This window comes from Paracoccus sp. MA (assembly GCF_020990385.1).
Taxonomy (GTDB): Bacteria; Pseudomonadota; Alphaproteobacteria; order Rhodobacterales; family Rhodobacteraceae; genus Paracoccus.
The window spans coordinates 399,276-424,771 of sequence record NZ_CP087598.1; the positions used below are offsets into that span (position 1 = coordinate 399,276).

The 25,496-nt window shown below is 67.5% G+C and carries 23 protein-coding genes; 17 read left to right on the plus strand and 6 right to left on the minus strand.

From position 1 onward, the window contains the following. From LOS78_RS09055 to purU, 3 genes are all read left to right on the plus strand, one after another. Positions 1-2,793, plus strand: coding sequence for a patatin-like protein (locus LOS78_RS09055; protein WP_230378007.1), 2,793 nt, complete (start codon positions 1-3; stop codon positions 2,791-2,793). A gap of 227 nt (positions 2,794-3,020) precedes the next feature. Beyond that, the gene (folD, locus tag LOS78_RS09060; RefSeq protein ID WP_230378008.1) at positions 3,021-3,911 is read left to right on the plus strand and encodes a bifunctional methylenetetrahydrofolate dehydrogenase/methenyltetrahydrofolate cyclohydrolase FolD; all 891 of its coding nucleotides are present in this window, start codon (positions 3,021-3,023) and stop codon (positions 3,909-3,911) included. A 90-nt stretch (positions 3,912-4,001) separates the two neighbouring features. Continuing rightward, on the plus strand, positions 4,002-4,886 hold the full coding sequence (gene purU, locus LOS78_RS09065; protein WP_230378009.1) for a formyltetrahydrofolate deformylase: 885 nt from the start codon (positions 4,002-4,004) through the stop codon (positions 4,884-4,886). A 112-nt stretch (positions 4,887-4,998) separates the two neighbouring features. Here the strand turns inward: purU and LOS78_RS09070 are convergent, their stop codons facing one another. From LOS78_RS09070 to LOS78_RS09080, 3 genes are all read right to left on the minus strand, one after another. After that, positions 4,999-6,666, minus strand: a complete 1,668-nt coding sequence (locus LOS78_RS09070; RefSeq protein ID WP_230378010.1) for a SulP family inorganic anion transporter — start codon at positions 6,664-6,666, stop codon at positions 4,999-5,001. 66 nt (positions 6,667-6,732) lie between these two features. Beyond that, positions 6,733-6,990, minus strand: a complete 258-nt coding sequence (locus LOS78_RS09075; RefSeq protein WP_028713927.1) for a helix-turn-helix domain-containing protein — start codon at positions 6,988-6,990, stop codon at positions 6,733-6,735. Between the two features lie 134 nt (positions 6,991-7,124). Beyond that, positions 7,125-9,167, minus strand: a complete 2,043-nt coding sequence (locus LOS78_RS09080; RefSeq protein WP_230378011.1) for a TonB-dependent receptor domain-containing protein — start codon at positions 9,165-9,167, stop codon at positions 7,125-7,127. Positions 9,168-9,410: 243 nt separating this feature from the next. Between LOS78_RS09080 and LOS78_RS09085 the strand changes: the two genes are divergently transcribed. The 8 genes from LOS78_RS09085 (at position 9,411) to LOS78_RS09120 (ending at position 14,398) form a co-directional block, all read left to right on the plus strand. After that, positions 9,411-10,025 carry a ribonuclease D gene (locus tag LOS78_RS09085; RefSeq protein ID WP_230378012.1) on the plus strand — a complete coding sequence of 205 codons (615 nt, stop codon included), beginning with the start codon at positions 9,411-9,413 and terminating at the stop codon, positions 10,023-10,025. Between the two features lie 10 nt (positions 10,026-10,035). Then, positions 10,036-10,983, plus strand: coding sequence for an SIS domain-containing protein (locus LOS78_RS09090; RefSeq protein WP_230378013.1), 948 nt, complete (start codon positions 10,036-10,038; stop codon positions 10,981-10,983). Positions 10,984-10,985: 2 nt separating this feature from the next. Next, positions 10,986-11,567: a hypothetical protein gene (locus tag LOS78_RS09095; protein WP_230378014.1), complete on the plus strand. Its 582-nt coding sequence runs from the start codon at positions 10,986-10,988 to the stop codon at positions 11,565-11,567. 52 nt (positions 11,568-11,619) lie between these two features. Further along, positions 11,620-12,105 (plus strand): lipopolysaccharide transport periplasmic protein LptA, encoded by a 486-nt coding sequence (gene lptA / locus LOS78_RS09100; protein ID WP_230378015.1) that lies wholly within the window; start codon positions 11,620-11,622, stop codon positions 12,103-12,105. Positions 12,106-12,108: 3 nt separating this feature from the next. Next, a complete protein-coding gene (gene lptB, locus LOS78_RS09105) occupies positions 12,109-12,843 on the plus strand; it encodes an LPS export ABC transporter ATP-binding protein (protein ID WP_028713933.1) in 735 nt (244 codons plus the stop codon). A gap of 165 nt (positions 12,844-13,008) precedes the next feature. After that, positions 13,009-13,584 carry a ribosome hibernation-promoting factor, HPF/YfiA family gene (hpf, locus tag LOS78_RS09110; RefSeq protein ID WP_028713934.1) on the plus strand — a complete coding sequence of 192 codons (576 nt, stop codon included), beginning with the start codon at positions 13,009-13,011 and terminating at the stop codon, positions 13,582-13,584. 82 nt (positions 13,585-13,666) lie between these two features. After that, positions 13,667-14,131, plus strand: coding sequence for a PTS sugar transporter subunit IIA (locus tag LOS78_RS09115; RefSeq protein ID WP_028713935.1), 465 nt, complete (start codon positions 13,667-13,669; stop codon positions 14,129-14,131). A 75-nt stretch (positions 14,132-14,206) separates the two neighbouring features. Further along, positions 14,207-14,398 carry a hypothetical protein gene (locus LOS78_RS09120; protein WP_028713936.1) on the plus strand — a complete coding sequence of 64 codons (192 nt, stop codon included), beginning with the start codon at positions 14,207-14,209 and terminating at the stop codon, positions 14,396-14,398. Between the two features lie 79 nt (positions 14,399-14,477). On the opposite strand, the gene LOS78_RS09125 is transcribed toward LOS78_RS09120, so the two are convergent. Beyond that, on the minus strand, positions 14,478-15,347 hold the full coding sequence (locus LOS78_RS09125; RefSeq protein WP_028713937.1) for a branched-chain amino acid aminotransferase: 870 nt from the start codon (positions 15,345-15,347) through the stop codon (positions 14,478-14,480). Positions 15,348-15,498: 151 nt separating this feature from the next. Between LOS78_RS09125 and LOS78_RS09130 the strand changes: the two genes are divergently transcribed. Then, the gene (locus LOS78_RS09130) at positions 15,499-16,014 is read left to right on the plus strand and encodes a MarR family winged helix-turn-helix transcriptional regulator (RefSeq protein ID WP_028713938.1); all 516 of its coding nucleotides are present in this window, start codon (positions 15,499-15,501) and stop codon (positions 16,012-16,014) included. Continuing rightward, positions 16,011-16,730, plus strand: a complete 720-nt coding sequence (locus tag LOS78_RS09135) for a response regulator (protein ID WP_230378016.1) — start codon at positions 16,011-16,013, stop codon at positions 16,728-16,730. The genes LOS78_RS09130 and LOS78_RS09135 overlap by 4 nt, the downstream gene beginning before the upstream one ends. Positions 16,731-16,882: 152 nt before the next feature. On the opposite strand, the gene secA is transcribed toward LOS78_RS09135, so the two are convergent. Continuing rightward, complete coding sequence (secA, locus tag LOS78_RS09140) at positions 16,883-19,588, minus strand: preprotein translocase subunit SecA (RefSeq protein WP_230378017.1); 2,706 nt, start codon at positions 19,586-19,588, stop codon at positions 16,883-16,885. Between the two features lie 208 nt (positions 19,589-19,796). Here secA and LOS78_RS09145 point away from each other — a divergent pair, with 208 nt between their 5' ends. From LOS78_RS09145 to LOS78_RS22010, 4 genes are all read left to right on the plus strand, one after another. After that, the gene (locus LOS78_RS09145) at positions 19,797-20,636 is read left to right on the plus strand and encodes a peptidylprolyl isomerase (RefSeq protein WP_230378018.1); all 840 of its coding nucleotides are present in this window, start codon (positions 19,797-19,799) and stop codon (positions 20,634-20,636) included. A gap of 1 nt (position 20,637) precedes the next feature. Next, positions 20,638-22,041, plus strand: a complete 1,404-nt coding sequence (gene argJ / locus LOS78_RS09150) for a bifunctional glutamate N-acetyltransferase/amino-acid acetyltransferase ArgJ (RefSeq protein ID WP_230378019.1) — start codon at positions 20,638-20,640, stop codon at positions 22,039-22,041. Further along, complete coding sequence (gene mutT / locus LOS78_RS09155) at positions 22,038-22,436, plus strand: 8-oxo-dGTP diphosphatase MutT (RefSeq protein WP_028713943.1); 399 nt, start codon at positions 22,038-22,040, stop codon at positions 22,434-22,436. Before argJ ends, mutT begins: the two co-directional genes overlap by 4 nt. Positions 22,437-22,556: 120 nt before the next feature. Next, positions 22,557-22,685 carry a hypothetical protein gene (locus tag LOS78_RS22010; protein WP_028713944.1) on the plus strand — a complete coding sequence of 43 codons (129 nt, stop codon included), beginning with the start codon at positions 22,557-22,559 and terminating at the stop codon, positions 22,683-22,685. A gap of 265 nt (positions 22,686-22,950) precedes the next feature. Here the strand turns inward: LOS78_RS22010 and infB are convergent, their stop codons facing one another. Next, the gene (infB, locus tag LOS78_RS09160; RefSeq protein ID WP_028713945.1) at positions 22,951-25,494 is read right to left on the minus strand and encodes a translation initiation factor IF-2; all 2,544 of its coding nucleotides are present in this window, start codon (positions 25,492-25,494) and stop codon (positions 22,951-22,953) included. Between the last annotated feature and the right edge of the window lie 2 nt (positions 25,495-25,496).

Genomic DNA, 25,496 nt, shown 5'->3' on the forward strand with positions numbered 1-25,496 from the left:
ATGGACGAACGGATTACGGGCGAGGTGCGGTTCGCGGTCGTGCTTTACGGCGGCGTTTCGCTGGCGATCTACATGAACGGCATCGCGCAGGAACTCTTGCGCATGGTGCGCGGCAGCTCGGCCCTGCCCGAGGACGCGCTGGACGAGGGCGAGAAGATCTATCGCCGGCTGTCGCGGGAACTGGCGCGGCCCGGCGAGGGGCGCAGGCGCTTCGTCATCGACATCATCTCGGGCACATCGGCGGGCGGCATCAACGGCGTGGCGCTGGCCAAGGCGCTGGTCGTGGGGGCAAGCAACATCGACGTGCTGCGCGACGCCTGGACGAACGAGGCCGATATCGGCAAGCTGCTCAACGACCGCAGCGGCCTTTCCGGCAAGCTGCAGCCGGTCGAGTCGCTGCTGGACGGCGGCCATATGTTCAAGATGCTGCACGACACGCTTGGCCGGCTGACCGGCGACGGCAAGGCGCTGACCGAGTCGATGGACCTGTTCGTCACCGCCACCGACCTGCAGGGGCGCTATGCGCCGATCCACCTGACCGGGGCGCGGCTGGATGAACGGGTGCATCGCAGCGTGTTCCACTTTGCCTTTGACGGTTCGGACAAGGAGGTGCGGCGCAACGATTTCGCCCCCGGCAACGAGGCCATGCTGGCCTTTGCCGCGCGCTGCACCTCGTCCTTTCCGGTGGCCTTTCCGCCGATGCGCTATGCGGACATGCCGGCCTCGGCGCAGGACCCGGGGCATCGGCGCTTCTTCGGCCATGATCCGGATTATTCCGGCCGGCTGTTCGCCGATGGCGGCTATCTGGACAACCGGCCCTTCAGCCATGCGATCGAGCTGATCCCCTTTCGGCCGACCACCCTGCCGGGCGCGCGCAAGCTGCTGTTCATCGACCCCTTTCCCGATGCCGGGCCGCAGCCCGACCGGCCGTCCGGACGGGTGGATTTCCTGCAGAACGCCCGGCTGGCGCTGACCGGCCTGCCGCGCTACGAGGTGATCCGCGACGATATCCGCGCCGTCGCCCGCATGAACCGGCGGCTGGAACGGCTGGGCACGCTGCAGGCGCGCTGGCGCCGGGATCAGGAACGGGTCGAGGCCGCCGGACGGGTGATGTGCCAGAAGCGCAAGCCGGACGATCTGGACCAGATGGATCTGGCCGACCTGATGACCGGCGAGCATGAATATCCGCAGAACTATCCGCTCTATCACCACCTGCGGGTCTATGGCACGACCGACAGGCTGACGGAAATCGTGGCAGGGCTGGCGGGCCACGAGCCGGAATCGGACGTGGCGCTGTATCTGCGCCAGATCCTGCGCGCCTGGCGCGACGCGAATTTCAGCGCCTATCGCGACGGGTCGCGCGAGACCGAGAACGCCTTCCTGTCGCGCCACGACCTGGATTTCCGGCTGCGCCGCCTGATCCATCTGCGCGCCCATGTCGACGAGGCGCTGGACCGGCGCAAGCGCATCGAGGGCGACGAGGTCGCCCGCGGCATGCCGCCCGCGCAGCTGGTGCGGCTGCGCGAAAAGATCGAGGCGGAGCTGGCCGAGCTGCGCCGGCTGGGCAATCGCGACAGCAGCCAGGCGCGGGCGCTGCTGAGCGATGCCGAGATCGCGCGGCTGGAGCAGCTGAACTCGGCCGAATACAGCGCGGTGATGCGGCTCGCCACCCTGGACCAGCGTTACGACAGGGCGCGCGAGATCTATCGCCAGACCGAGATCAGGCCGCTGGTGGACAAGGCGCTGGCCGGGCTGGGCCGGGACATGCGCGCGGCCTTCGACGCCAGCAGCGCCGCCATGCGCGCCGAACTGGCCGCGCCCGCGCTGCAGCCGCTTCTGGATGTCTATGACGATTTCCACTGGCACGACGTCTTGACCTATCCCTTCCTCGAAGGCTCGGAGCTGCAGGAGCACGCGCAGGTCGAGGTGTTCCGCATCAGCCCCGCCGACAGCGGGCTGAACCCGCGCCCCGACAAGCTGGCGGGGATCGCGGTCGGCGCCTTCGGCGGCTTCCTGAACCGCGACTGGCGCGAGCATGACATCCTCTGGGGCCGCCTCGACGGCGCCGAGCGCATCGTCGCCGCGCTGATGTCCGACCGTCCCGAGGCCGAGCGCAAGGCCTGGATCGACGAATTGCAGGGCCGGATCCTGGCCGAGGAATATGGCGAGCCCGCCGGGCAGACGCGTCGTCTGGCGCTGCTGAAGGCCAAGCTGAGCGATGCCCGGATCGACGAGGACGCCTTCGAGGACACCGCCGCCCGGGCGCTGGGGGTCAAGGATGCCGCCGCGCTGGATCTCGGCCGCTTCGGGGCGCATTACAAGGACCTCAAGCCCATCGGCCCGCGCCCGCGCGACATTGCCGCCTGGGGCAGCCGCAGCATGGCGATCCTGTCGCGCATGATCGACGATCTGCCCGATGACGGCATCCTGCGCATCCTGGGCACGCGGGGGGCGACGGCGCTGCGGGCCGGGGGCGGGCTGGTCTCGGCCCTGACGCGCTTCGCCTTGCCGGGCAGCTACCGGCGCATGATGGCCGACCGCTTCCTGCTTCTCGCCATGCTGGCCGGCCTGCTGGTGCTGCTGCTCTCGCCCTGGCTGGGCGCAGGCGCGGCCGGGATCGGCATCGCGCTGGCCGGTGCTGCAGCCTGGGCCTGGCTGGTGGTCTACAGTTTCGGGCGCTGGCTGCGCGGCCGCAAGCGGGCCTTTGCGCTGCTGCGCGGCCTGCTGTTCCTTGCCGCGCTGGCGTTGATGGTCCTGGGCGTGGTCGCTGTCGCAAACTATCTGTCCGGCTGACGCAGCCCGCGCGCGCGCTCGTCGCAAAACGACACCGGCCTGTCGCAATACGGCCGGACCCTTGCGGCTTGCGGTTGGAAAAAGACGGCAACGGGGATAGAGGCGAACCGGAGCGGGCAGGCGCGTCGATCTGGGCTTGCACATGCCGGCGCCTGCGCTATCCGCGAGCGGGGCGGGCGGCCGATGCCATCCGCAACACGGTGCGGAACGCAAAGGAGATTGGGCGAATGGGAGCAGCGATCATCGACGGCAAGGCTTTTGCGGCCGGGGTTCGGGCGCGGGTTGCCGGGCATGTGGGGCGGCTGCAGGCCGCGCACGGGGTGGTGCCGGGCCTGGCGGTGGTGCTGGTGGGCGAGGATCCGGCCAGCCAGGTCTATGTCAGGAACAAGGGCATCCAGACCCGCGAGGCCGGCATGGCGAGCTTCGAGCACAAGCTGCCGGCCGAGACCGCGCAGGCGGAACTGCTGGCGCTGATCGAAGGGCTGAATGCCGATCCGGCGGTGCACGGCATCCTGGTGCAGCTGCCGCTGCCCGCGCATATGGACGCCGATGCGGTGATCAACGCCATCGATCCCGCGAAGGACGTGGACGGGTTCCATATCTCGAATGTCGGGCTGCTGGGGACCGGGCAGAAGAGCATGGTGCCCTGCACGCCTCTGGGCTGCCTGATGCTGTTGCGCGACCGGCTGGGCGATCTGGCCGGGCTGAACGCGGTGGTGGTGGGGCGCTCGAACATCGTCGGCAAGCCGATGGCGCAGCTGCTGCTGGGGGACAGCTGCACGGTGACCATCGCGCATTCGCGCACGAAGGACCTGGCCGGCCTGTGCCGGACGGCCGATATCCTGGTCGCGGCGGTGGGCCGGCCGCGGATGATCCGCGGCGACTGGATCAGGCCGGGGGCGACGGTGATCGACGTGGGCATCAACCGCATCGCGGAGGAGGGCCGCTCGCGGCTGGTCGGCGACGTGGATTTCGAGGCTGCCGCGCAGGTCGCCGGCGCCATCACCCCGGTGCCGGGGGGCGTCGGGCCGATGACCATCGCCTGCCTGCTGGCGAATACGCTGACCGCCTGCTGCCGGGCCAATGGCTGGCCCGAGCCCGAGGGCCTGACCGCCTGAGCGCGCCGCCGGACCGGGGCGCTGCCCCGGACCCCGGGATATTTGCACAAGAAAGAAATCAGGGCCTTTGCCCTCTCAGTGGAGAGCCAGATGAAGAAATACACGCTGACGGTCGCCTGCCCCTCGACCCGCGGCATCGTCGCCACCGTGGCCGGCTTCCTGGCCGAGCACGGCTGCAACATCACCGACAGCTCGCAATTCGACGATACCGAGACCGGGCGCTTCTTCATGCGCGTCAGCTTCGTCTCCGAGGAGGGCGTGGGGCTGGAGGAATTGCGCGCCGGGCTGGCCGAGCCGGCCAAGCCCTTCGGCATGGACTATGCCATCCATGACGAGGCCGAGAAGATGAAGGTGGTGATCATGGTCAGCCGCTTCGGGCATTGCCTGAACGACCTTCTGTATCGCTGGCGCATCGGGGCCTTGCCGATCGACATCGTGGCGGTGATCAGCAATCACATGGACTATCAGAAGGTGGTGGTGAACCACGACATCCCCTTCCACTGCATCAAGGTCACCAAGGAGAAAAAGCCGCAGGCCGAGGCGCAGCTGATGGCGGTGGTCGAGGATTCCGGCGCCGAGCTGGTGGTGCTGGCGCGCTACATGCAGGTGCTGTCGGATGCGCTGTGCAAGAAGATGTCGGGGCGGATCATCAACATCCACCATTCCTTCCTGCCGAGCTTCAAGGGCGCCAACCCCTACAAGCAGGCTTTCGAGCGCGGGGTGAAGCTGATCGGCGCGACCAGCCATTACGTGACCGCGGATCTCGACGAGGGCCCGATCATCGAGCAGGACATCATCCGGGTGACGCATGCGCAATCGCCCGAGGACTATGTCAGCCTCGGCCGCGACGTGGAAAGCCAGGTTCTGGCCCGCGCCATCCACGCCCATATCCACCGCCGGGTGTTCCTCAACGGCAACAAGACCGTCGTCTTCCCGGCGTCTCCGGGAAGCTACGCATCCGAGAGGATGGGCTGAAACAGCGCCGGGCGGCCATCGAGCCGCCCTTTTCGCGCCCGCCGCTTCACCGTTGGAAAAATACTCCCGCCGGAGGCAAGACCTCCCAGCAGGCACGGCGCGCGCAGAATCGCTATGACCCGTGACGCCGGCGCAGCGCCTCCTCGACCGTCGGCGCATAGCGCGCCAGCGGACGGCGCAGCCCATGCGTCAGCAGCACCCGGCGGATGTCGCGGCTGGTGCCGGTCAGCCACAGCGCGATGCCGCGGCGCTGCGCCTTGTGCGCCAGTCCCTCGATCATGTTGGCGCCGGTGGAATCCAGGAAGGGCACGGCGCTGAAATCCACCACCAGCACCCGGAACCCGTCCTGGATGCGATCCAGGACCGAGCCGATCGAGGCCGTGGCGCCGAAGAACAGTGCTCCCGAGATGCGATAGACCACCACGTCGCGCGGCTGCGGCTGGTCCGGGCGCGGCTGGGCGCTGTCGGCCGTGTCGGCGCCGACCAGCGCCTCGACCCCCACGGCCTGGCTCATGCGCTGGATGAACAGCACCGAGCCGAGCGCCAGGCCCACCACGATGGCCTCGGTCAGGTCGCGGAAGATCGTCAGCCCGAAGGTGACCAGCAGCACCGCCGCCTCGCCCCAGCCCGAGCGCAGCAGGATGGCGATGGCGGGTTTCTCGATCATGTTCCAGGCCACCACTGCCAGCACGCCGGCCAGCGCCGCCAGCGGGATATAAGACGCCAGCGGTGCCGCCAGCAGCATGAAGCCCAGCAGGAACAGCGCATGCAGCATCCCCGCCACCGGCCCATGCGCCCCCGCGCGCACATTGGTCGCCGTCCGCGCGATGGTGCCAGTGACGCAGATGCCGCCGAACAGCGCCGAGCCCATATTGGCCACGCCCTGCGCCACCAACTCGCAATTCGAGCGGTGGCGGCGGCCGGTCATGCCATCCGCGACCACCGCCGAAAGCAGCGATTCGATGGCGCCGAGCAGCGTCAGCGACAGGGCGGCGGGCAAGAGCGTCAGCACCCTGTCCAGCGACAGCTCCGGCAGCGCCGGGGCGGGCAGGGTCGAGGGGATGCCGCCGAAGCGGCTGCCGATGGTCGCGACATCCGCCCCCGTCGCCGCGGTGAAGCCCGCCGCCAGCGCCACGGCGATCAGCATGCCGGGCCAGTGCGGCCGGGCGCGCTTCAGCCCCAGGATCACCGCGATCGTTCCCAGCGCGATCCCCAGCGCGGCGGGGGACAGGCTGGCGCGGGCTTGCCAGAGGGCGGGGATCTTTTCCACCAGCTCGCCCGGCTCATGGGCCAGGGACAGGCCGAAGATCTCCTTCAGCTGGCTGGTGAAGATGATCACCGCGATGCCGGCGGTGAAGCCGACCGTCACCGGAAAGGGGATGAACTTGATGAAGGTGCCCAGCCTGAGCAGCCCGATGGCGACCAGCATCAGCCCCGACAGGAAGGTCGCCAGGATCAGCCCCGACATGCCGTGCTGCGCCACGATGCCGGCGACCAGCACGATGAAGGCCCCCGCCGGCCCGCCGATCTGGTAGCGCGAGCCGCCAAGCGCCGAGACCAGGAAGCCGCCGACGATGGCGGTATAGAGCCCCTGCGCCGGCGAGGCGCCGGAGGCGATGGCGATGGCCATCGACAGGGGCAGCGCCACGATGGCGACGGTCAGCCCGGCCAGGGCATCGGCGCGCAGTTGGGCCGCGCCATAGCCCTCGCGCAGGACGGTGATCAGTTTCGGGGTGAACAGCGGCGCAAATCCGGGCGCCGCGCTTGCCTGCTGGTTCATCTGGGCCGCACCTTCGCGAAGGAGGCGGCGGGATCGTCGGCTGTCTGTCGGCGGTCGCCGTCGCGATTACGTCTGCGGACCGGATTTCAGCCGCACGCCGCGCCCGCCCGAGGGGCTGGCGGCGCCCTCGCCGATCAGCTCGATCCCGGCGGCCTCCAGCGCCTCGACCACGCGGGTCAGGCTTTCGACCACGCCGCGCACATTGCCGTCGCTGGCCTCCATGCGCTGGATGGTCGGGACCGACAGGCCCGAGAGCTCGGCCAGGCGCTTCTGGTCGATGCCAAGCAGGGCACGCGCCGCACGCATCTGGGCCGAGGTCATCATGCAGTGATTTCCAATCCTTGATAATGGATGTCTAGCAGGGTGATAGTGATATTTCAAACATCATTTCTACCGGCTCAGCCATGGAAAAAGGCCCCCGCGGGCGGGGGCCTTTCCTATGCGTCTGCCGGGCTGGATCAGAAGTCCATCTTCACGCCCAGCGTGACGGTGCGGCCGGGGGCGTAGAGGGGGTCGATGATCCGGCTGCCCATGACGCGTTCGACATAGCTGCTGCGCTCGTAATAGCTTTCGTCGAACAGGTTATCGACGCCCAGATGCACGACCACGTTCTCGTAGTTCTGGGGACGCCACTGGCCATAGACGTTCACGATGGTATAGGAATCGTGGTCTTCGAAGCCGAGCGGGGCGCCACTCTCATCGACCAGTGAACCGCTGTTCAGCGAACCGGCCCATTCGACGGTGCCGCCGACCTTGAGGTTATACTGGGGGATCTCCTGGTCGATGAACAGGGTGGCCAGCTTGCCGACCGGCATCACGGTGCCGCCGTCCGGCACCTTGTCCTCGCCGTTCTGGGTTACGTCGGCCTTGGTGAAGCTGGCGCCGATGCGGCCCGAACCCCAAGTGTAGCTGCCTTGCAAGGTAAAGCCCTTGCTGCGGTATTCGTCGGCATTGGTCAGATAGCCGCTGGCAACATCATATTCGGCCAGCCCGTCCAGCCGCGTGTCGAAGAAGGTGATGTTTCCGGTCCAGTTGCCCTGATTGGCATTCAAGCCCAGCTTGACGTTGCGAGCCGTCGCCGGCTCATAGTCGGGGTCGGTGGTGAACGCATCGTTCCGCGCGTGCAGCAGACCGTATTCGCCGATTTCGTAACCCAGCCATGTGCGCGATGCGCCGGCAAAGACCTCGTATCCTTCCGCGAATTCATACGAAATCGTGCCATTCACGCTGGCGCCGGTATCGGAATAGCTGTTGTTGTTCCAGTCGGTATAGCGGTGATGATCCAGCCGCAGACCTGTGGACAGGTCGATGCCGTTGTCGAACGCAAAGCGGCCCTGCACGAAAGTGCCGATCTGCATGGTGTCCAGGTTGAACGGACGCGTCCGCGCCGCCGAGTGGTCACCGTAGTTGTCGATGTGATAGTCGTCGTGCTGCCAATCTATCCCGGCGGTGATCCGGCCCTGGTCCAGCGTGTAGGTGTTCTTCAGAACGCCGCCGATGGTCGTGGTTTCAAGAATCATGTCGCCATTGGGGCGGGACGACGCGCCTGGATCGTCGCTGATCAGGTCGCCGACGGCATAGTTCGGGCGCCAATATTCGTTGCGGCTGACATAGACCGTCGCTTCGGGGTCCCAGGCATCGGTCGGCGCGGTCGAACTGTATTTCAGCTTCAGCGTGTTGCGCGTGACTTTCAGCGGATAGACAGCGTCGTCCGCATTCAGGTCCATGTTCATCTTGATGACGCGGTCGGCGTCGTCCTTGCTGTGGTCATAGGACAATTCGACGCGATGCGTGTCGAATTCATAGCCCAGCTTAAGCAATGCACCCCGGGTGGCCGGTTCGGTGCCCGGCATCTCGCGACCGTTCGCGGCCTCGTAATTGTCGCCGTTCGCGCCGTGCACCATGGCAAACCAGTCGAAGCCCTCATAGACCCCATAGCCGGCCAGCGAACCCGCGACGCCGCGGCCGTTGCTGCCATAGGACAGCCCGACGCGGCCGCCCTGGGTCCTGCCATCGGTCAGCAGGTCCTTGGCGCCGACGGTTTCATAGCGCAGCGCGCCGGCGGCGGCGCCGAAGCCGGCATCGGCAGCGGCGGCGCCAGCCTCGACCTCGACCGATTTCAGGAAGGCCGGGTCGACGACGTTCGAGCCGGTATGATGCCAGCTGGTCGGCCCTTGCGGCACGCCGTCCACGGTGACGGCCAGGTTCGACTGCTCCATGCCGAAGACGTGGATGCGCTTGGACGGGCCGGCGCCGCCGGAAACGGTGATGGCGGAATCGCGGGCGAACAGCTCGGACACGTCGGCGGGCTGCATCGCCTCGATATCCTCCGGGGTGACCGACACGCCGCCGGTCGCCTCGACATTCTCCTGGCCGTCGGCGATCAGGGTGATCGGATTCAGGACGACGGCCTCGGCATTCTGACCCTCCTGGGCGTAAAGGGCTGTCGCGAGCGCAAGCGAGGATACGCCCGCCAGCGGGATGATACGGCGCATTTTCATGGTCACTGCCTTGATTCGTTCGAAACTGGCGCGAGTTATATGGCCGGTCCCAAAATGCACAAGTATTTTACTCGGATATTATGCCGGTCCAGAGAGAAACAATCGGGATTGTTGCGCTCCTGCGCCACCTTCCGGCGGGGATGCGGCGATGGGCCGCGGCCTGCCGACTTCCGACGCCGGGGCTGGCGCAGGCGGGGGCAAAGGGGTTACAGCAACCCAAACCCGCAGCCCGAGAAGCCACAGATGACGATTACCCTTTACCACAACGACCTGCCGGACGATCTGGACCTGGGTCCGGTCGTGGCCATCGACACCGAGACGATGGGGCTGGACCCGCGCCGCGACCGGCTGTGCCTGGTGCAGCTGTCCTCGGGCGACGGCAACGCGCATCTGGTGCAGATCGCCCGCGGCCAGCACGAGGCGCCGAACCTGACCCGGATGCTGACCGATCCCGAGGTGCTGAAGCTGTTCCATTTCGGCCGTTTCGACATCGCCGCGCTGGAGGCGGCCTTCGGCGTGGTGACGAAGCCGGTCTGGTGCACCAAGATCGCCAGCAAGATGGTGCGCACCTATACCGACCGGCACGGGCTGAAATACCTGCTGTCCGAACTGGTCGGCGTCGACATCTCCAAGCAGCAGCAGACCAGCGACTGGGGCGCGGCCGAACTGACGGATGCGCAGCTGGAATATGCCGCCTCGGACGTGCTTTACCTGCACGCGCTGAAGGCCGAACTGGAAAAGCGGCTGGCGCGCGAGGGGCGGCTGGGCCTGGCCGAGGCCTGTTTCGACTTCCTTCCTGCCCGGGCCCATCTGGACCTGCTGGGCTGGGGGGATGAAAACGACATCTTCCACCACTAGGTTGCGGGCCATGAGCGCATATCTCGACACCGCCCGCAGGGTGATCCGCACCGAGGCCGAGGGGCTGGCCCTGCTGGCCGAGAGCCTTGGCGACAGCTTCGACCGCGCGGTCGAGACCGTCCTGGCCGCGCGCGGCCGGGTCGTGGTCTCGGGCATGGGCAAGTCCGGCCATGTCGGGCGCAAGATCGCGGCGACGCTGGCCTCGACCGGGACGCCGGCGCAATTCGTCCATCCGGCCGAGGCGAGCCATGGCGACCTGGGCATGGTGACGCAGGGCGACGTGGCGCTGGTGCTGTCCAATTCCGGCGAGACGCCCGAGATCGCCGATATCGTCGCCCATACCCGGCGCTTCCAGATCCCGCTGATCGGCGTCGCCGGGCGGCCGCAATCGACGCTGCTGCGCCAGGCGGACGTGGCGCTGGTCCTGCCCGCGGCGCCCGAAGCCTGCGGCACCGGCATCGTGCCCACCACCTCGACCACCATGACCATGGCGCTGGGCGATGCGCTGGCCGTGGCGCTGATGGAGCATCGCCAGTTCACGCCCGAGCATTTCCGCACCTTCCATCCCGGCGGCAAGCTGGGCGCGAAACTGTCGCGGGTGGCCGACCTGATGCATGAGGACATGCCGCTGGTCCCCGAGACCGCGCCCATGGCCGAGGCGCTGCTGACCATCAGCCAGAAAAGCTTCGGCGTGACCGGCGTCACCGATGCCGAGGGCCGGCTGACCGGCATCATCACCGACGGCGACCTGCGGCGGCACATGCAGGGGCTGCTGGACCATAGCGCCGCCGAGGTGATGACCCGCAACCCGCGCACCATCGGCCCGGACGCGCTGGCCGAGGCGGCGCTGGCCGAGATGCAGGCGCGCCGCATCACCTGCCTGTTCGTGGTCACCCCCGAGGGGGCGCCGGCCGGGCTGATCCACATCCACGACTTCCTGCGCACGGGGCTTGTCTGACGGTGACCACCCGCTCGTGCATCGTGGCCTGGTTGCGGGTGATCCTGCCGCTGACGGCGCTGGCGATCCTGTCGGTGCTGTTCCTTCTGGGCCGCAAGCCCGACCCCGAGGCCAGCATTCCCTATGCCGACGTGGACCCGCGCGAACTGGCCGAGCGGCAGGCGGTGACCAGCCCGACCTATGCCGGCGTGACCGAGGACGGGGCGCAGCTGAGCATCTCGGCCGCCGAGGCCCGGCCCGGCGCGGAACAGGGCGACGGCTTGGCGCAGGCGGTGCGCATGACCCTGCGCGCCCAGGACGGGCGGGCGGCGGATGTCAGCGCCGGCACGGCTGCGCTTGAGGGCGATCAGGTCCGGCTGGGCGAGGGGGTGCGCATGACCACCGCCGACGGCTGGGTGCTGACCGCGCCCGAGCTGCGGGCCTCGACCGGCGAGGGCAGGCTGGTTTCGGACGAAGAGGTCAATGTCCTCGCCCCCTTCGGCGATCTGACGGCGGGGCGGATGGAGCTGCGGCCCTCGGGGGAGGGCAGCGGCGATCACGTTCTTGATTTGAGCGGCGGAGTTCGCTTGATATACCGGCCATGACCCGGCGCCGACTCCCGCGCAAGGGGCCCTCAGGCGCCAGAAAGGAAATCCGATGATCCGGCCCGGACCGCTTTTGCCCGTGTTCCTGTCGCTTGCGCTGGCGGCGGGCGCGGCCATGGGCCAGACCACCGGCTTCGGCAATGCGCAGGATGTCAAGCAGCCGGTCGAAGTCACCGCCGATTCGCTGACCGTGGATCAGAAGACCGGCCAGGCGACCTTTTCCGGCAATGTTCTGATCGGCCAGGGCGCCATGCGGCTTTCGGCCGCGCGTGTGACGGTGACCTATGCCCAGGGCGACCAGCGCCGCATCAGCGCCCTGCATGCCGAGGGCGGCGTCACCCTGGTCAGCGGCGCCGACGCGGCCGAGGCGCAGGCCGCCGAATACGATGTCGAGACCGGCACCGTCGTGCTGACCGGCGACGTGCTTCTGACCCAGGGCGGAAACGTGCTGGCCGGAGACCGGGTGACGGTGAACCTGGAAAGCGGCACGGCCAATGCCTCGGGCCGGGTGCGCAGCGTGCTGCAGCCGGGGAACTGACCGATGGCGGGGGAACAGGGGCTGCGGGTCCGGGGCCTGCGCAAATCCTATCGCAACCGTCCGGTGATCCGCGACGTGGCGCTGGATCTGGACCGCGGCGAGGTGGTGGCGCTCCTGGGTCCGAACGGGTCGGGCAAGACCACCTGTTTCTATTGCGTGGCCGGGCTGGTCGCGCCTGATTCGGGCCAGGTGCTGATCGACGGGCAGGACGCCACCGCGCTGCCGATGTATCGCCGCGCCCAGATGGGCATCGGCTATCTGCCGCAGGAGATGTCGATCTTTCGCGGCCTGACGGTCGAACAGAACATCATGGCGGTGCTGGAACTGGTCGAGCCGCATGTGCACCAGCGCCGCGAGCGGCTGGAGGAGCTGCTGGGCGATTTCTCGATTGGCCATCTGCGCAATGCCTCGGCCATGGCGCTGTCGGGTGGCGAACGGCGGCGGGTCGAGATCGCCCGCTGCCTTGCGGCCGATCCGGCCTATCTGCTTCTGGACGAACCATTCGCCGGCGTCGATCCCATCGCCGTGGGCGAGATCCGCGCCCTGGTCCACGACCTGAAAAGCCGCGGCATCGGCGTGCTCATCACCGATCACAACGTGCGCGAGACGCTGGAGATCGTGGACCGCGCCTATATCCTGCATGACGGCCACGTGCTGAAATCCGGCACCACCGCCGAGATCGTCGCCGATCCGCAGGTGCGCCGCGTCTATCTGGGCGAAACCTTCCGCATGAACTGAATGCGAGGTCCTGCCGATCCGCCGCGCGCAGCCGTTGACACAGCGCCGTGGCTGTCACCAAATGAGGGTATGGCCGGGCAAGACCGCCCGGCCAGAGAAACCCGGACGCGACGCCCGCGCGAGGGCGTTGGCGACAAGATCGGGCAACCGAAAGGACGGACCACCATGCGCTACCAGATCAGCGGAAAACAGATCGACGTGGGCGATGCGCTTTCGACTCACGTCAAGACCGAACTGGGTGAAACCGTTGAGAAATATTCGCAACGCCCGACGGATGCGACGGTCATCTTTTCCCGCAACGCGCATGAATTCATCTGCGATGCCGTGGTGCATCTCTCGACCGGGCTGACCGCCCAGGCCAAGGGCGCGGCCACCGATATCTACGCGGCCTTCGAACAGTGCCGCGAGCGGATGGACAAGCAGCTGCGCCGCTACAAGCGCCGGCTCAAGGATCACTACAAGGATCGCACCCAGCCGGTTGAATTCGAGCAGGCGGGCATGTATGTGCTGGCCGCCGATGAGGACGAATGGGAATCGCAGGGCGACGGCCTGCAGCCCATGATCATCGCCGAGATGGAGACCCGCGTGCCAACCCTCTCGGTCGGCGAGGCGGTGATGCAGATGGAACTGGCCGGCAGCCCGCTGCTGGTCTTTCGCAACGAGAAACATGGGGGCGTGAACGTGGTTCACCGCCGCGACGACGGCAACGTGGGCTGGATCGACCCCCGCAATCTGGGCTAGACTGACGCAGAAGGGCAGTCTTGTTGAACCAAACGTCCCGGCTGCGCGGCCCGCAGCCGGGACCTGACAATTTTCGGGCGACATGCAGATCAGCGACATTCTCTCTCCCGCCGCCGTGCGGACGATGAGCCAGACCACCAGCAAGAAACGGTTGTTCCAGGAAATCGCCGAGCAGGCGCGCGCGGTCTATGGCGTGGACGCGCCGCAGACGCTGGACGCGCTGCAGGAGCGCGAAAGCCTGGGCCCGACCGGCGTCGGCCATGGCGTGGCGCTACCGCATGCGCGGCTGCACGGGCTCGACCGCGTGGTCGGCCTGTTCCTGCGGCTGGAAAAGCCGCTGGATTTCGACGCGGTGGACCGCCAGCCGGTGGACCTGATCTTTGCGCTGCTGGCGCCCAAGAATTCCGGCGTCGATCACCTCAAGGCGCTGGCGCTGGTCTCGCGCACGCTGCGCGACCAGGACCTGCGCGCCAAGCTGCGCGCCAACGAGGACCCGGTGGCGCTGCACGCCATGCTGGCGGCGGCGCCCGGCATCAAGGCGGCCTGAGGTCGCAGCCCGGCCGGCAGGGGGTGAAATGTCCCCGCATCCGCGCTATACTCGCGCGCGGGGAGGAAGACCGAAATGACCAGACATATCGCAGACCGCAGTCACGAAAGCAGTTCCGGCCGCACGCAATACTACACGCGGCAGGAACGCGAATCCGGCCTTCATCCGGCCATCGCCGCCCTGCGCATGCGGCCCCGCGTCCGCAGCGAGGCTGCGAATCGCCGGGCCGCCGAATTCGCCAGGATCGAGCGCGGCCATCGGGTCTGACCGCTGACCCGCCAATGCGGAACCGGCCGGGCGCTGCCGCCCGGCCGGTTTTCATTCCGTCCTTCGCCCGGGGCCGCGTTCAGCTGCGGACCAGCTGCTCGTAATCCTCGGCGATCTTGCGGGTGGTGTCGCCGACCTGGAAATGCCAGTCGCCGATCTGCCCGACCGGGGTGACCTCGGCCGCGGTGCCGGTCAGGAAGCATTCCTGGAAGCCCGCCAGCTCTTCGGGCTTGATGCGGCGCTCATGCACGGCGGTGCCGTTGTCCTTCAGCATCTGGATGACGGTCTGCCGGGTGATGCCGTTCAGGAAGCGGTCGGCCAGGGGCGTGTGCACCTCGCCATCCTTGACGAAGAAGATGTTGGCGCCGGTGGCCTCGGCGACATAGCCCTCCCAGTCCATGAACAGCGCGTCCGAGCAGCCCTTCTCCTCGGCGGCGTGCTTGGACATGGTGCAGATCATGTAAAGCCCGGCGGCCTTGGCGGCGGTGGGGATGGTCTCGGGGCTCGGCCGCTTCCACTTGGCGATGTCGAGCTTGGCGCCCTGCCATTTCGCCTCGCCGTAATAGCTGCCCCATTCCCAGGCGGCGACGGCCATGCGCACCGGGTTGCGGCGGGCGGAAACCCCCATGTCCTCGCCCGAGCCGCGCCACATCACCGCGCGGACATAGGCGTCCTTGAAGCCGTTGGCGTTGAGCACCTCTTCCTTGGCGGCGTCGATCTCCTCGGCGGTATAGGGCGACTGCATGTCCAGCAGCCGGGCCGATTCGATCAGCCGCAGCGAATGCTCGTGTCCCTTGAAGATCTTGCCGCTGTAGCAGCGCTCACCCTCGAACACCGAGCTGGCATAGTGCAGGGCATGGGTCAGGATGTGGATGTTCGCATCGCGCCACTCCACAAGCTTGCCATCCATCCAGATCTTGCCGTCACGATCGTCATATGCGCCCGCCATTTTTCCCTCCGGCCGGTTCTGTTTGCGGAATGTTGCGTTGGTCTGCCGCGTCTGGCAAAGAAAGTTGCGCAACTTGCGGTCTGGGCTATCCATTCATGGTTGGAAAGTCAATAAGTCTGACGTAATAAGGGCCATGCATTACGGAGAGGTCATGCAGAACAAGGGTGGCGTCGCCGCGGCAGGAAGCGAGAACCTGCTGTTTCTTACCGACGATCAGCTTCGCCGCGGGATCGAGGCGATGTTCTTTGCCTATCGCGCCTTCACCGCCGATCCCGACCTGATTCTGGCCGAGCTGGATTACGGCCGCGCCCATCACCGGGCGATCCATTTCATCAACCGCGAGCCGGGGCTGACGGTGACCGCGCTTCTGGACGTGCTGGGGGTGACCAAGCAGTCGCTGAACCGGGTGCTGCGCACGCTGATCGAGGACGGGCTGGTCGAAAGCCGCATCGGCCGCCGCGACCGGCGCGAGCGGCAGCTTTACCTGACCGAAAAGGGCGCGGCGCTGGAACGCCGGCTGTCCGAGGCGCAGCGCGCCCGCATGCGCGCCGCCTATCGCGCCGCCGGACCGCAGGCGGTGGCGGGCTTCCGGCAGGTGCTCGAGGCGATGATGGATCGCGAGACGCTGCGCCAGTATCGCGCCCTGAAGCAGCTGCCCGACGCATGACCTCGGCCGACCTGCAGCCCGCCGCCCATATCCTTGTCGTCGATGACGACGAGCGCATCCGCAGCCTGTTGCGCCGCTTCCTGATGCGCAACGATTTCCTGGTGACCACGGCGCGGGACGCCGCCCATGCCCGGCGCCTGCTGGAGGGCCTGGATTTCGACCTGATCGTGCTCGACGTGATGATGCCGGGCGAGGACGGATTCTCGCTGACCCGCGACCTGCGCAAGCAGATGACCACGCCGATCCTGCTGCTGACCGCCAGGGGCGAGACCGGCGACCGCATCGAGGGGCTGGAAAGCGGCGCCGACGACTACCTGCCGAAACCCTTCGAGCCGCGCGAGCTGCTCTTGCGCATCGCCGCCATCCTGCGCCGTATCCCGGCGGCCGAACCCAAGGGGCCGAAGTTCCTGTCGCTGGGTCCTCTGCGCTACGACGCCGACAAGGGCGAGCTCTGGCAGGGCGACGCCCCCTTGCGCCTGACCGGGACCGAGCAGGCGCTGCTGAAGCGCCTGGCCGATACGCCGCGCCAGCCGGTCAGCCGCAGCGCGCTGATCGAGGATCTGGGCCGCAGCCCGTCGGAGGAGGCGGGCGAGAATTCCGAACGCGCCATCGACGTGCAGATCACCCGGCTGCGCCGCAAGATCGAGCCCGATCCCAAGGAGCCGCGCTACCTGCAGACCGTGCGCGGAACCGGCTACATGCTGGTGCCGGACTAGGAACCTTCCGCGCAGCTTTCGCGGCCGCAATGGGTATTTGGAAAACAGAGAAGATCCGAGCGAGGCGGCTCGTGCTTCTCTGTTTTCCAAATACCCATTTGCCGAGTGCGCAATCCGCATGGTGCATGAAAAAGGGGCCCGAAGGCCCCAGTTCATGCGAGCGCGCCGTGGCAGTGCTTGAACTTCTTGCCCGAGCCGCAGGGGCAGGGATCGTTGCGCGAGGGGTTGCCCCAGGTCGTGGGGTCGGTCTCGTCGAAGCCGGCGACCCGGCCCGAGACCTCGCCGCCCTCGGCTTCCTCGTGTTCGGGATGCATCTGCGCCTCGGTCGCCGCCTGTTGCTGCTGGTATTCGCGCAGCATCTGCTCGCGCTCGGCATCGGTCAGCGGCCGGATGCGGGCCAGTTGCTGGGTCACGTCGAAGCGCAGCCCGTCCAGCATGGTCTCGAACAGCTGGAAGGCCTCGGTCTTGTATTCCGACAGCGGGTCGCGCTGTGCATAGCCGCGGAAGCCCACGACCGAGCGCAGATGCTCCAGCGTGACCAGATGCTCGCGCCATTTGCTGTCGATCTGCTGCAGCAGCACCTGCTTTTCGATCTGGCGCATGTTCTCGGGGCCGAACTGTTCGGTCTTTTGCGCCATATAGGTATCGGTGGCCTGCTGGATGCGTTCGCGGATCGCGTCCTGGTCCACGCCGTCCTCGGCCGCCCAATCGGCGATGGGCAGGTCCATGTTCAGCTTGTCGACCACCGCGTCGTGCAGGCCCTGGACGTCCCATTGCTCGGCATAGGCGCGCGGTGGCAGGTGCTGGTCGATCAGGTCGTCGATCACCTGCGCGCGCATGTCGGCGGCGATGTCCCCGACCTCGTCGGTATGCATGATTTCCAGGCGCTGGCTGAAGATCGCCTTGCGCTGGTCGTTCATCACGTCGTCGAATTTCAGCAATTGCTTGCGGATGTCGAAGTTGCGGCCCTCGACCTTGGCCTGGGCGCGTTCCAGCGACTTGTTGACCCAGGGGTGGACGATGGCCTCGCCATCCTTCATGCCCAGCGTCGACAGCACCTTGTCCAGCCGTTCCGAGCCGAAGATGCGCATCAGGTCGTCTTCCAGCGACAGGAAGAACAGCGAGCGGCCGGGGTCGCCCTGCCGCCCCGAGCGGCCGCGCAGCTGGTTGTCGATGCGCCGGCTTTCGTGGCGTTCGGTCGCCAGCACGAACAGCCCGCCGGCGTCCAGCACCGCCTGTTTCTCGGCGGCGTGCTCGGCCTCGATCTGGGCGCGCAGCTCGTCCGGATGGGCCTCGGGGTCGGCGGCAAGCGCCTCCATCACCTTCATCTCGACATTGCCGCCCAGCTGGATGTCGGTGCCGCGGCCGGCCATGTTGGTGGCGATGGTCACCGCGCCCAGCTTGCCGGCATCGGCGACGATCTTCGCCTCCTGCTCGTGCTGGCGGGCGTTCAGCACGTTGTGCGGGATGCCTTCCTTGGTCAGCATCTGCGACAGCATCTCGGATTTTTCGATCGAGGTCGTGCCGACCAGGATCGGCTGGCCCTTGGCATGGGCCTCCTTGATCGCCTCGATCACCGCGGCGTATTTCTCGGCCGCGGTGCGATAGACGCGGTCGTGTTCGTCGATGCGCTGCACCGGGCGGTTCGTGGGCACCTCGACCACGCCGAGCTTGTAGATCTCGGCGAATTCCTCGGCCTCGGTGGCCGCGGTGCCGGTCATGCCGGACAGCTTGTCGTAGAGCCGGAAATAGTTCTGGAAGGTGACCGAGGCCAGCGTCACGTTCTCGGGCTGGATCGCCACGCCCTCTTTCGCCTCGATGGCCTGGTGCAACCCGTCCGACAGCCGGCGGCCCTTCATCATCCGGCCGGTGAATTCGTCGATCAGCACCACCTCGTCGTCGCGCACGATATAGTGCTGGTCGCGCATGAACAGCTTGTGCGCCCGCATCGCCTGGTTGGCGTGGTGGACGATGGTGGTCGATTCGGGGTCGTAAAGCGTCTGGCCCTCGGGCAGCACGCCCGCCGCCTGCAGGCGCTTTTCCAGGAACTCGTTGCCTTCCTCGGTAAAGGTGGCGTTGCGGGCCTTTTCGTCCAGCTTGTAATGCTCGGGCGCGAGTTCGGGCATGAAGGCGTCGAGCGTCTTGTAGAGCTCGCTGCGGTCCTGCGAGGGGCCCGAGATGATCAGCGGCGTCCGCGCCTCGTCGATCAGGATCGAGTCGACCTCGTCGACGATGGCGAAGAAATGCCCGCGCTGGGTCATCTGCTCGATCGAGCCCTTCATGTTGTCGCGCAGGTAGTCGAAGCCCAGCTCGTTATTGGTGGCATAGGTCACGTCGGCCCGGTAGGCCTCGCGCTTCTCGGCGTCCTCCTGGAAGGGATAGACCACGCCGGTGGTCATGCCCAGCTGGGCAAAGACCTTGCCCATCCAATGCGCGTCGCGCTTGGCCAGGTAGTCGTTGACGGTGACGACATGCACGCCCTTGCCCGCCAGCGCGTTCAGATAGGCCGGGAAGGTGGCGACCAGGGTCTTGCCCTCGCCGGTCTTCATCTCGGCGATATTGCCCTGGTGCAGGAAGATGCCACCCATCAGCTGGGTGTCGAAGGCGCGCAGGCCAAGCGCGCGGCGCGCCGCCTCGCGGCAATTGGCGAAGGCCTCGGGCAGAAGCTTGTCCAGATCCTCGCCCGTTTGCGCGCGGCCCTGCAACTCGCGGGTCTTGCCGATCAGGTCCGCGTCGGAGAGGGCGCGGAACTGTTCCTCCAGCGCGTTGATCTGGGCCACCAGCGGGCGGACCGATTTCACCTTGCGGTCGTTGGGCGTGCCAAAGACCAGTTTCGCCAAGTTTCCGATGCCGAGCATATGAACCTTCAAAATCGCGTATCTGGGGGTGCGCGGGACGTTCCGCCCACTTGCCGGCACCATTCGCCTTGCCCTATCACTTGGGCCGGAAAAACGGCGACGGGCGCGCATTTTCGGTTGCGCCGGATGTATGCCCCGGCCGGCCCACTGTCAACGCTTGCGCCCGTTCACCTCTGCGTGGACGCGCCGTCCCACGAAGGGGAAACCTATGCTGAAACCGCTTCTTGCCGTCTCCGTGCTGCTCTCGGGGGCCGTATCGGCCATGCCCGGCCTGGCGCAGGACGCCGATACCGTGGTCGCCACCGTCAACGGCGAGCCGATCACGCTGGGCCAGATGATCGCCATGCGGCAGGGGCTGGACGCGCAGACCACGCAGGGCCTGCCGGATGCCGCGCTGTGGGACCTGATGCTGGACCAGATGATCCGCCAGACCGCCGTGGCGCAGGCCGCCGAGCCGCTGAGCAAGCGCGACGCCGTGGCGCTGGAGATCGAGAAGCGCGCCTATCTGGCCGGCTCGGTCCTGGAAAAGGTCGCGAGCGCCGAGCCGAGCGAGGCCGAGTTGAAAGCCGCCTATGACCAGGCCTTCGGCGGCCAGACCGAGCCCAAGATCGAATACAATGCCGCCCATATCCTGGTGAAGACCAGGGAAGAGGCCGATGCCATCGCCAAGGAGTTGCAGGACGGCGCCGATTTCGGCACGCTGGCCGAGCAGAAATCGACCGACAATTCCGGCCCGAACAAGGGCGACCTGGGCTGGTTCCAGCCCGAGCAGATGGTCGAGCCCTTCGCCGATGCCGTGAAGGCGCTGGACAAGGGCCAGGTCTCGGAGCCCGTCGAGACCCAGTTCGGCTGGCATGTCATCAAGCTGAACGACACGCGCGAGGTCACGCCCCCGGCCTTTGACGAGATCAAGGAGCAGCTGGCCATGCAGGTGCGCCGCGACAAGGTGCAGGCCGAGATCGAGCAACGCGTGTCCGACGCCAAGGTCGAAAAGACCGAGGGGCTGGCCCCCGACCTGCTGAACAAGACCGATATCCTGGGGGAGTGACATGGCGAAATCGGCCGACAAGAAGAGCAAGCCCTCCGATGCCGAAAAGCTGAAGACGGTGAAGAAGCGGCTGAAGAAGCTGAAGGCCGCGCTGAAGGAAGCCGCCGCCAGCCTGGAGGCGCGGGCCGAGGCGGCGGTGGAGGCCGTGGCCAAGGCCAAGCCCCAGAACCCGGTCTCGCCGCTGGCTCCGGCGCGCTTTCCCGACCTGCCGGTGATCGAGGGCGCCGAATTCGCCTCGGGCGCGGCGGGGGTGAAATACCAGGGCCGCACCGATGTCATGCTGGTGCGGCTGGCGCCGGGCACCGCCATCGCCGGCGCCTTCACCAAGTCCTCGACCCGCGCCGCCAGCGTGCTGGACTGCCAGGCCAAGCTGGCGCTGAAGCAGGACACCGGCAAGGGCGCGGCGATCATCGTGAACTCGGGCAACGCCAATGCCTTCACCGGCCGGAACGGGCAAGAGGCGGTGGATGCCGTGACCGGCGGCGTCGCCAAGGCGCTGGGCGTGCCGCGCGAGCGGGTCTTCTCGTCCTCGACCGGGGTGATCGGCGAGCCGCTGCCGGCCGAGCGCATCACCGCCGTGATCGGCGATCTCGCCGCCAACCTGGACGCGGCCGGCGCGGCCGGCGCGGCGCGGGCCATCATGACCACCGACACCTTCCCGAAAGGCGCGGCGGCCAGTTTCGAAGGCGATGGCGGCACCATCAACATCACCGGCATCGCCAAGGGCTCGGGCATGATCGCGCCCGACATGGCGACGATGCTGGTCTATGTCTTTACCGATGCGCAGATCGCCCCGGCGCTGCTGCAGCGCATGCTGTCGGCGCGGCTGGACGAGACCTTCAACGCCATCACCGTGGACAGCGACACCTCGACCTCGGACGCGCTGATCCTGGCGGCGACCGGCAAGTCGAAGGCCGCGCCGATCACCGACCTGCGCTCGGCCCCGGCGCGGGCCTTCGGCAAGGCGCTGACCCAGGTCATGCTGGACCTGGCGCAGCAGGTGGTCCGGGATGGCGAAGGGGCGACGAAATTCGTCGAGGTGCAGGTGACGGGCGCGGTCAGCGATGCCGATGCCCATCGCGTCGCCATGGCCATCGCCAATTCGCCGCTGGTCAAGACCGCCATCGCCGGCGAGGATGCGAACTGGGGCCGCGTGGTCATGGCCGTCGGCAAGTCCGGGGCCGAGGCCGACCGCGACCGGCTGACCATCCGCTTCGGCGACATGGTGCTGGCCGAGAACGGCTGGCGCGCCCCGGCCTATGACGAATCCGCTGCCAGCGCCTATATGAAGCGCGACCATCTGGTCATCGGCGTCGACCTGGGGCTGGGCAAGGGCAGGCGCACGGTCTGGACCTGCGACCTGACGCATGGCTATATCGACATCAACGCCGATTACCGCTCATGAAGATGGTGCTTGTCGCGGCCGTCGCGCTGATCGACGCGGACGGCCGCGTGCTTCTGGCGCAGCGCCCCGAGGGCAAGTCCCTCGCGGGCCTGTGGGAGTTTCCCGGCGGCAAGGTCGAGCCGGGCGAGACCCCCGAGGCCGCGCTGATCCGCGAGCTGCACGAGGAGCTGGGCATCGAGACCTGGCATTCCTGCCTGGCGCCGCTGACCTTCGCCAGCCACGCCTATGACGATTTCCACCTGCTGATGCCGCTGTTCGCCTGCCGGCGCTGGCAGGGCGTGCCGATGCCCCGGGAAGGGCAGAACCTGGCCTGGGCCCGGGCCCGGGAATTGGACAAATATCCGATGCCGCCGGCGGACCTGCCGCTGCTACCCATCCTGCGCGACTGGCTATGAGACATATCCGTCACGCCGGGCGCGGCATCATCATCATTTTGCCGTAGCTTTGGACATTCTTAGTTAACATTTAACGATTTTGCGACAATTCTGAAATCCTGTAGGAGGAGGAGATCGGACATGATTCGCACGATCACGATCGGCAGCTGTATTTCTGTCCAAGGTATCTTTGAACGGCAGCAGGCGAACGGGAACATCGTGGTCCGAGTAGGCAGCAAAACCTATGAGGGCAAGCCCGTCCTGTCCTGACGCAGCAGAAACGTGCCCATGCTTACGGAAACGGGGTCCTTCGGGGTCCCGTTTCTTCTTGCCGGACCATGGGCCGCGCGCCACCGGCGCGAGCATTCGGCGAATGGAAAGCGGCCAGGCGGCCGAGGCTTCCAGGGGCCCGGCAGCGGCGCCCATGCCGGCGGGGGCAGGGGCGTCTTTTACAGTTCTGTAAAGGAATCGCCGGGCGCCGGACATGGAAAGGGCGGACCTGCAGGCCCGCCCCTCATGCCATTCGGTTGCCGGATCACAGCTGGCGCTGCACTTCCTCGCGCTCGAAGATCTCGATGACGTCGCCCTTGCGGATGTCGTCGTAGTTCTCGAAGGCCATGCCGCATTCCTGGCCGGACTGCACTTCCTTGACCTCGTCCTTGAAGCGCTTGAGCGTCTTCAGCGTGCCTTCGTGGATCACCACGTTGTCGCGCAGCAGGCGCACGCCGGCCGAGCGCCGCGCCACGCCCTCGGTCACCAGGCAGCCGGCGACATTGCCGACGCCCGAGACGCGGAAGACTTCCTTGATCTCGGCATAGCCGATGAAGTTCTCGCGCACCTCGGCGGAAAGCAGGCCCGAGGCCGCCGCCTTGATGTCGTCCACCAGGTCGTAGATGATCGAGTAATAGCGGATCTCGACGCCCTTCTGGTTCGCGGCGTTCCGCGCCGGAGCATTGGCCCGGACGTTGAAGCCGATGACCGGCGCCTGGCTGGCCTCGGCCAGGCCGACATCCGATTCGGTGATCGCGCCGACGCCGTAATGCAGCACGCGGACGCGCACCTCGTCGTTGCCGATCTTTTCCAGCGCCTGGACGATCGCCTCGGCCGAGCCCTGCACGTCGGCCTTGATGACCACCGGCAGCTCGGCGACGTTCTCGTCCGCCTTGGCCTTGGCCAGCATCTGGTCCAGCGTGATCGCGGCACCGGCGGCGGCGCGCTTGTCCTTGGCGGCCTGGATGCGGTAATCCGCGATCTCGCGCGCCTGCGCCTCGGTCTCGACCACGTTCAGCACGTCGCCGGCCTCGGGCGTGCCGTTCAGGCCCAGCACCTCGACCGGGACCGAGGGGCCGGCGGCGTCGATGCGGTCGCCCTTGTCGTTGATCAGGGCGCGGACCTTGCCCCACTGTTCGCCGACGACGAAGATGTCGCCGCGCTTCAGCGTGCCGTTCTGCACCAGCACCGTCGCGACCGGGCCGCGGCCCACGTCCAGCTTGGCCTCGATCACCGCGCCCGAAGCCGGGCGGTCGGGATTGGCCTTCAGCTCCAGGATCTCGGCCTGCAGGGCGATGGCCTCAAGCAGCGCGTCCAGGCCCTGGCCGGTCTTGGCCGAGACCTCGACATCCTGCACGTCGCCCGACATCGCCTCGACGACGACCTCGTGCTGCAGCAGGTCGGTGCGGACCTTCTGCGGATTGGCATCCGGCTTGTCGATCTTGTTGATCGCCACGATCATCGGCACCTTGGCGGCCTTGGCGTGGTTGATCGCCTCGACCGTCTGCGGCATCACCGCGTCATCGGCCGCGACCACCAGAACGACGATATCCGTCACCTGCGCGCCGCGGGCCCGCATCGAGGTGAAGGCCGCGTGGCCGGGCGTGTCGAGGAAGGTCAGCACCGCCCCGTTCGACGCCTTCACCTGATAGGCGCCGATATGCTGGGTGATGCCGCCGGCCTCGCCCGCCACGACATTGGCGTGGCGGATGGCGTCCAGCAGCGAGGTCTTGCCGTGGTCGACATGGCCCATGATGGTGATGATCGGCGCGCGCGGCTTCAGATCCTCGGGCTTGTCCTCGACCTGGTCGATGACCTGCTCCACGTCGGCATCCGAGACCCGGACAGCGCGGTGGCCGAATTCGTCGATCACCAGCTCGGCGGTGTCGGCATCGACCGCCTGGTTGGCGGTGACCATCATGCCCATGCGCATCAGCGACTTGATGACATCGGGGGTGCGCTCGGCCATGCGGTTCGCCAGTTCGGACACCAGGATGGTTTCCGGCAACTGCACGTCGCGCACCTGCTTTTCGGCGCGCTGGCTCCCGCCCATGGCCTTCTGCCGGGCTTTTTCCTGCTTTCGCTTCATCGCGGCCAGCGAACGCTGCCGCCCGCCCTCGCCGTCCAGCGCCTGGCTCAGCGACAGCTTGCCGGTGCGGCGGCTGTCGTCGCGGCTCTTGTTGCGGCTGTCGCGGTCGTCGGCCGGGCCGCGGGTGTCGCGGTCGCGGTCGGTCTTGCGCGGCGTGGTGGCGCTGACGCCCTTGGTCTCGGCGCGCGCTGCGGCGGCTTCGGCGGCGGCGCGGTCGGCCGGGGTGGCCGGGCGCGCATCCGCCTTGGGCTTGGCGATCTCGGCCTTCTTCTTCTCGCGCAGCTCGGCTTCGCGGGCGCGGCGCTCGTCCTCCTCGGCCTTCAGCCGCAGGGCTTCCTCGCGCTCGCGCTCCTCGCGCTCCTTGGCTTCCAGCTCAAGGCGGCGGCGTTCGCGTTCTTCCTCGCGGGCCTTTTCCTCGGCGACGCGCTGCGCGGCTTCCTCGACCTCGCGGGCCTTGGCGGCGCGCAGGGCGGCCATGCGCCGCTCCATCTCGGCATCCGAGATGCCGGCGGGACGCTTCGACGGGTCGCCCGACACGGCCGAGGGCGAGCCGGAGCGTCCGCCGCCGGCCGCCGCGCCGGTCTTGCCGGGCACGACCACGCGCTTGCGCTTGGTCTCCACGACCACATTATGGGTCCGGCCGTGGCTGAAGCTTTGCTTCACATGGCCCGAACGGCCGCCACCAAGACCCAGGGGTTTCTTTCCGTCAGTATCGCTCATCC

Excerpts from the sequence above, each read along its gene's own strand:
- LOS78_RS09125 (WP_028713937.1), bottom strand. The coding sequence starts at position 15,347 with ATGGCGGGCGCATATGACGATCGTGACGGCAAGATCTGGATGGATGGC.
- LOS78_RS09085 (WP_230378012.1), top strand. The coding sequence starts at position 9,411 with ATGACGATTACCCTTTACCACAACGACCTGCCGGACGATCTGGACCTG.
- LOS78_RS09090 (WP_230378013.1), top strand. The coding sequence starts at position 10,036 with ATGAGCGCATATCTCGACACCGCCCGCAGGGTGATCCGCACCGAGGCC.
- infB (WP_028713945.1), bottom strand. The coding sequence starts at position 25,494 with ATGAGCGATACTGACGGAAAGAAACCCCTGGGTCTTGGTGGCGGCCGT.
- LOS78_RS09070 (WP_230378010.1), bottom strand. The coding sequence starts at position 6,666 with ATGAACCAGCAGGCAAGCGCGGCGCCCGGATTTGCGCCGCTGTTCACC.
- LOS78_RS09145 (WP_230378018.1), top strand. The coding sequence starts at position 19,797 with ATGCTGAAACCGCTTCTTGCCGTCTCCGTGCTGCTCTCGGGGGCCGTA.
- LOS78_RS09120 (WP_028713936.1), top strand. The coding sequence starts at position 14,207 with ATGACCAGACATATCGCAGACCGCAGTCACGAAAGCAGTTCCGGCCGC.
- lptB (WP_028713933.1), top strand. The coding sequence starts at position 12,109 with ATGGCGGGGGAACAGGGGCTGCGGGTCCGGGGCCTGCGCAAATCCTAT.
- LOS78_RS09055 (WP_230378007.1), top strand. The coding sequence starts at position 1 with ATGGACGAACGGATTACGGGCGAGGTGCGGTTCGCGGTCGTGCTTTAC.
- LOS78_RS09130 (WP_028713938.1), top strand. The coding sequence starts at position 15,499 with ATGCAGAACAAGGGTGGCGTCGCCGCGGCAGGAAGCGAGAACCTGCTG.
- lptA (WP_230378015.1), top strand. The coding sequence starts at position 11,620 with ATGATCCGGCCCGGACCGCTTTTGCCCGTGTTCCTGTCGCTTGCGCTG.
- secA (WP_230378017.1), bottom strand. The coding sequence starts at position 19,588 with ATGCTCGGCATCGGAAACTTGGCGAAACTGGTCTTTGGCACGCCCAAC.
- argJ (WP_230378019.1), top strand. The coding sequence starts at position 20,638 with ATGGCGAAATCGGCCGACAAGAAGAGCAAGCCCTCCGATGCCGAAAAG.
- purU (WP_230378009.1), top strand. The coding sequence starts at position 4,002 with ATGAAGAAATACACGCTGACGGTCGCCTGCCCCTCGACCCGCGGCATC.
- LOS78_RS09135 (WP_230378016.1), top strand. The coding sequence starts at position 16,011 with ATGACCTCGGCCGACCTGCAGCCCGCCGCCCATATCCTTGTCGTCGAT.
- folD (WP_230378008.1), top strand. The coding sequence starts at position 3,021 with ATGGGAGCAGCGATCATCGACGGCAAGGCTTTTGCGGCCGGGGTTCGG.
- LOS78_RS09075 (WP_028713927.1), bottom strand. The coding sequence starts at position 6,990 with ATGATGACCTCGGCCCAGATGCGTGCGGCGCGTGCCCTGCTTGGCATC.
- hpf (WP_028713934.1), top strand. The coding sequence starts at position 13,009 with ATGCGCTACCAGATCAGCGGAAAACAGATCGACGTGGGCGATGCGCTT.
- LOS78_RS09115 (WP_028713935.1), top strand. The coding sequence starts at position 13,667 with ATGCAGATCAGCGACATTCTCTCTCCCGCCGCCGTGCGGACGATGAGC.
- mutT (WP_028713943.1), top strand. The coding sequence starts at position 22,038 with ATGAAGATGGTGCTTGTCGCGGCCGTCGCGCTGATCGACGCGGACGGC.
- LOS78_RS22010 (WP_028713944.1), top strand. The coding sequence starts at position 22,557 with ATGATTCGCACGATCACGATCGGCAGCTGTATTTCTGTCCAAGGTATC.
- LOS78_RS09080 (WP_230378011.1), bottom strand. The coding sequence starts at position 9,167 with ATGAAAATGCGCCGTATCATCCCGCTGGCGGGCGTATCCTCGCTTGCG.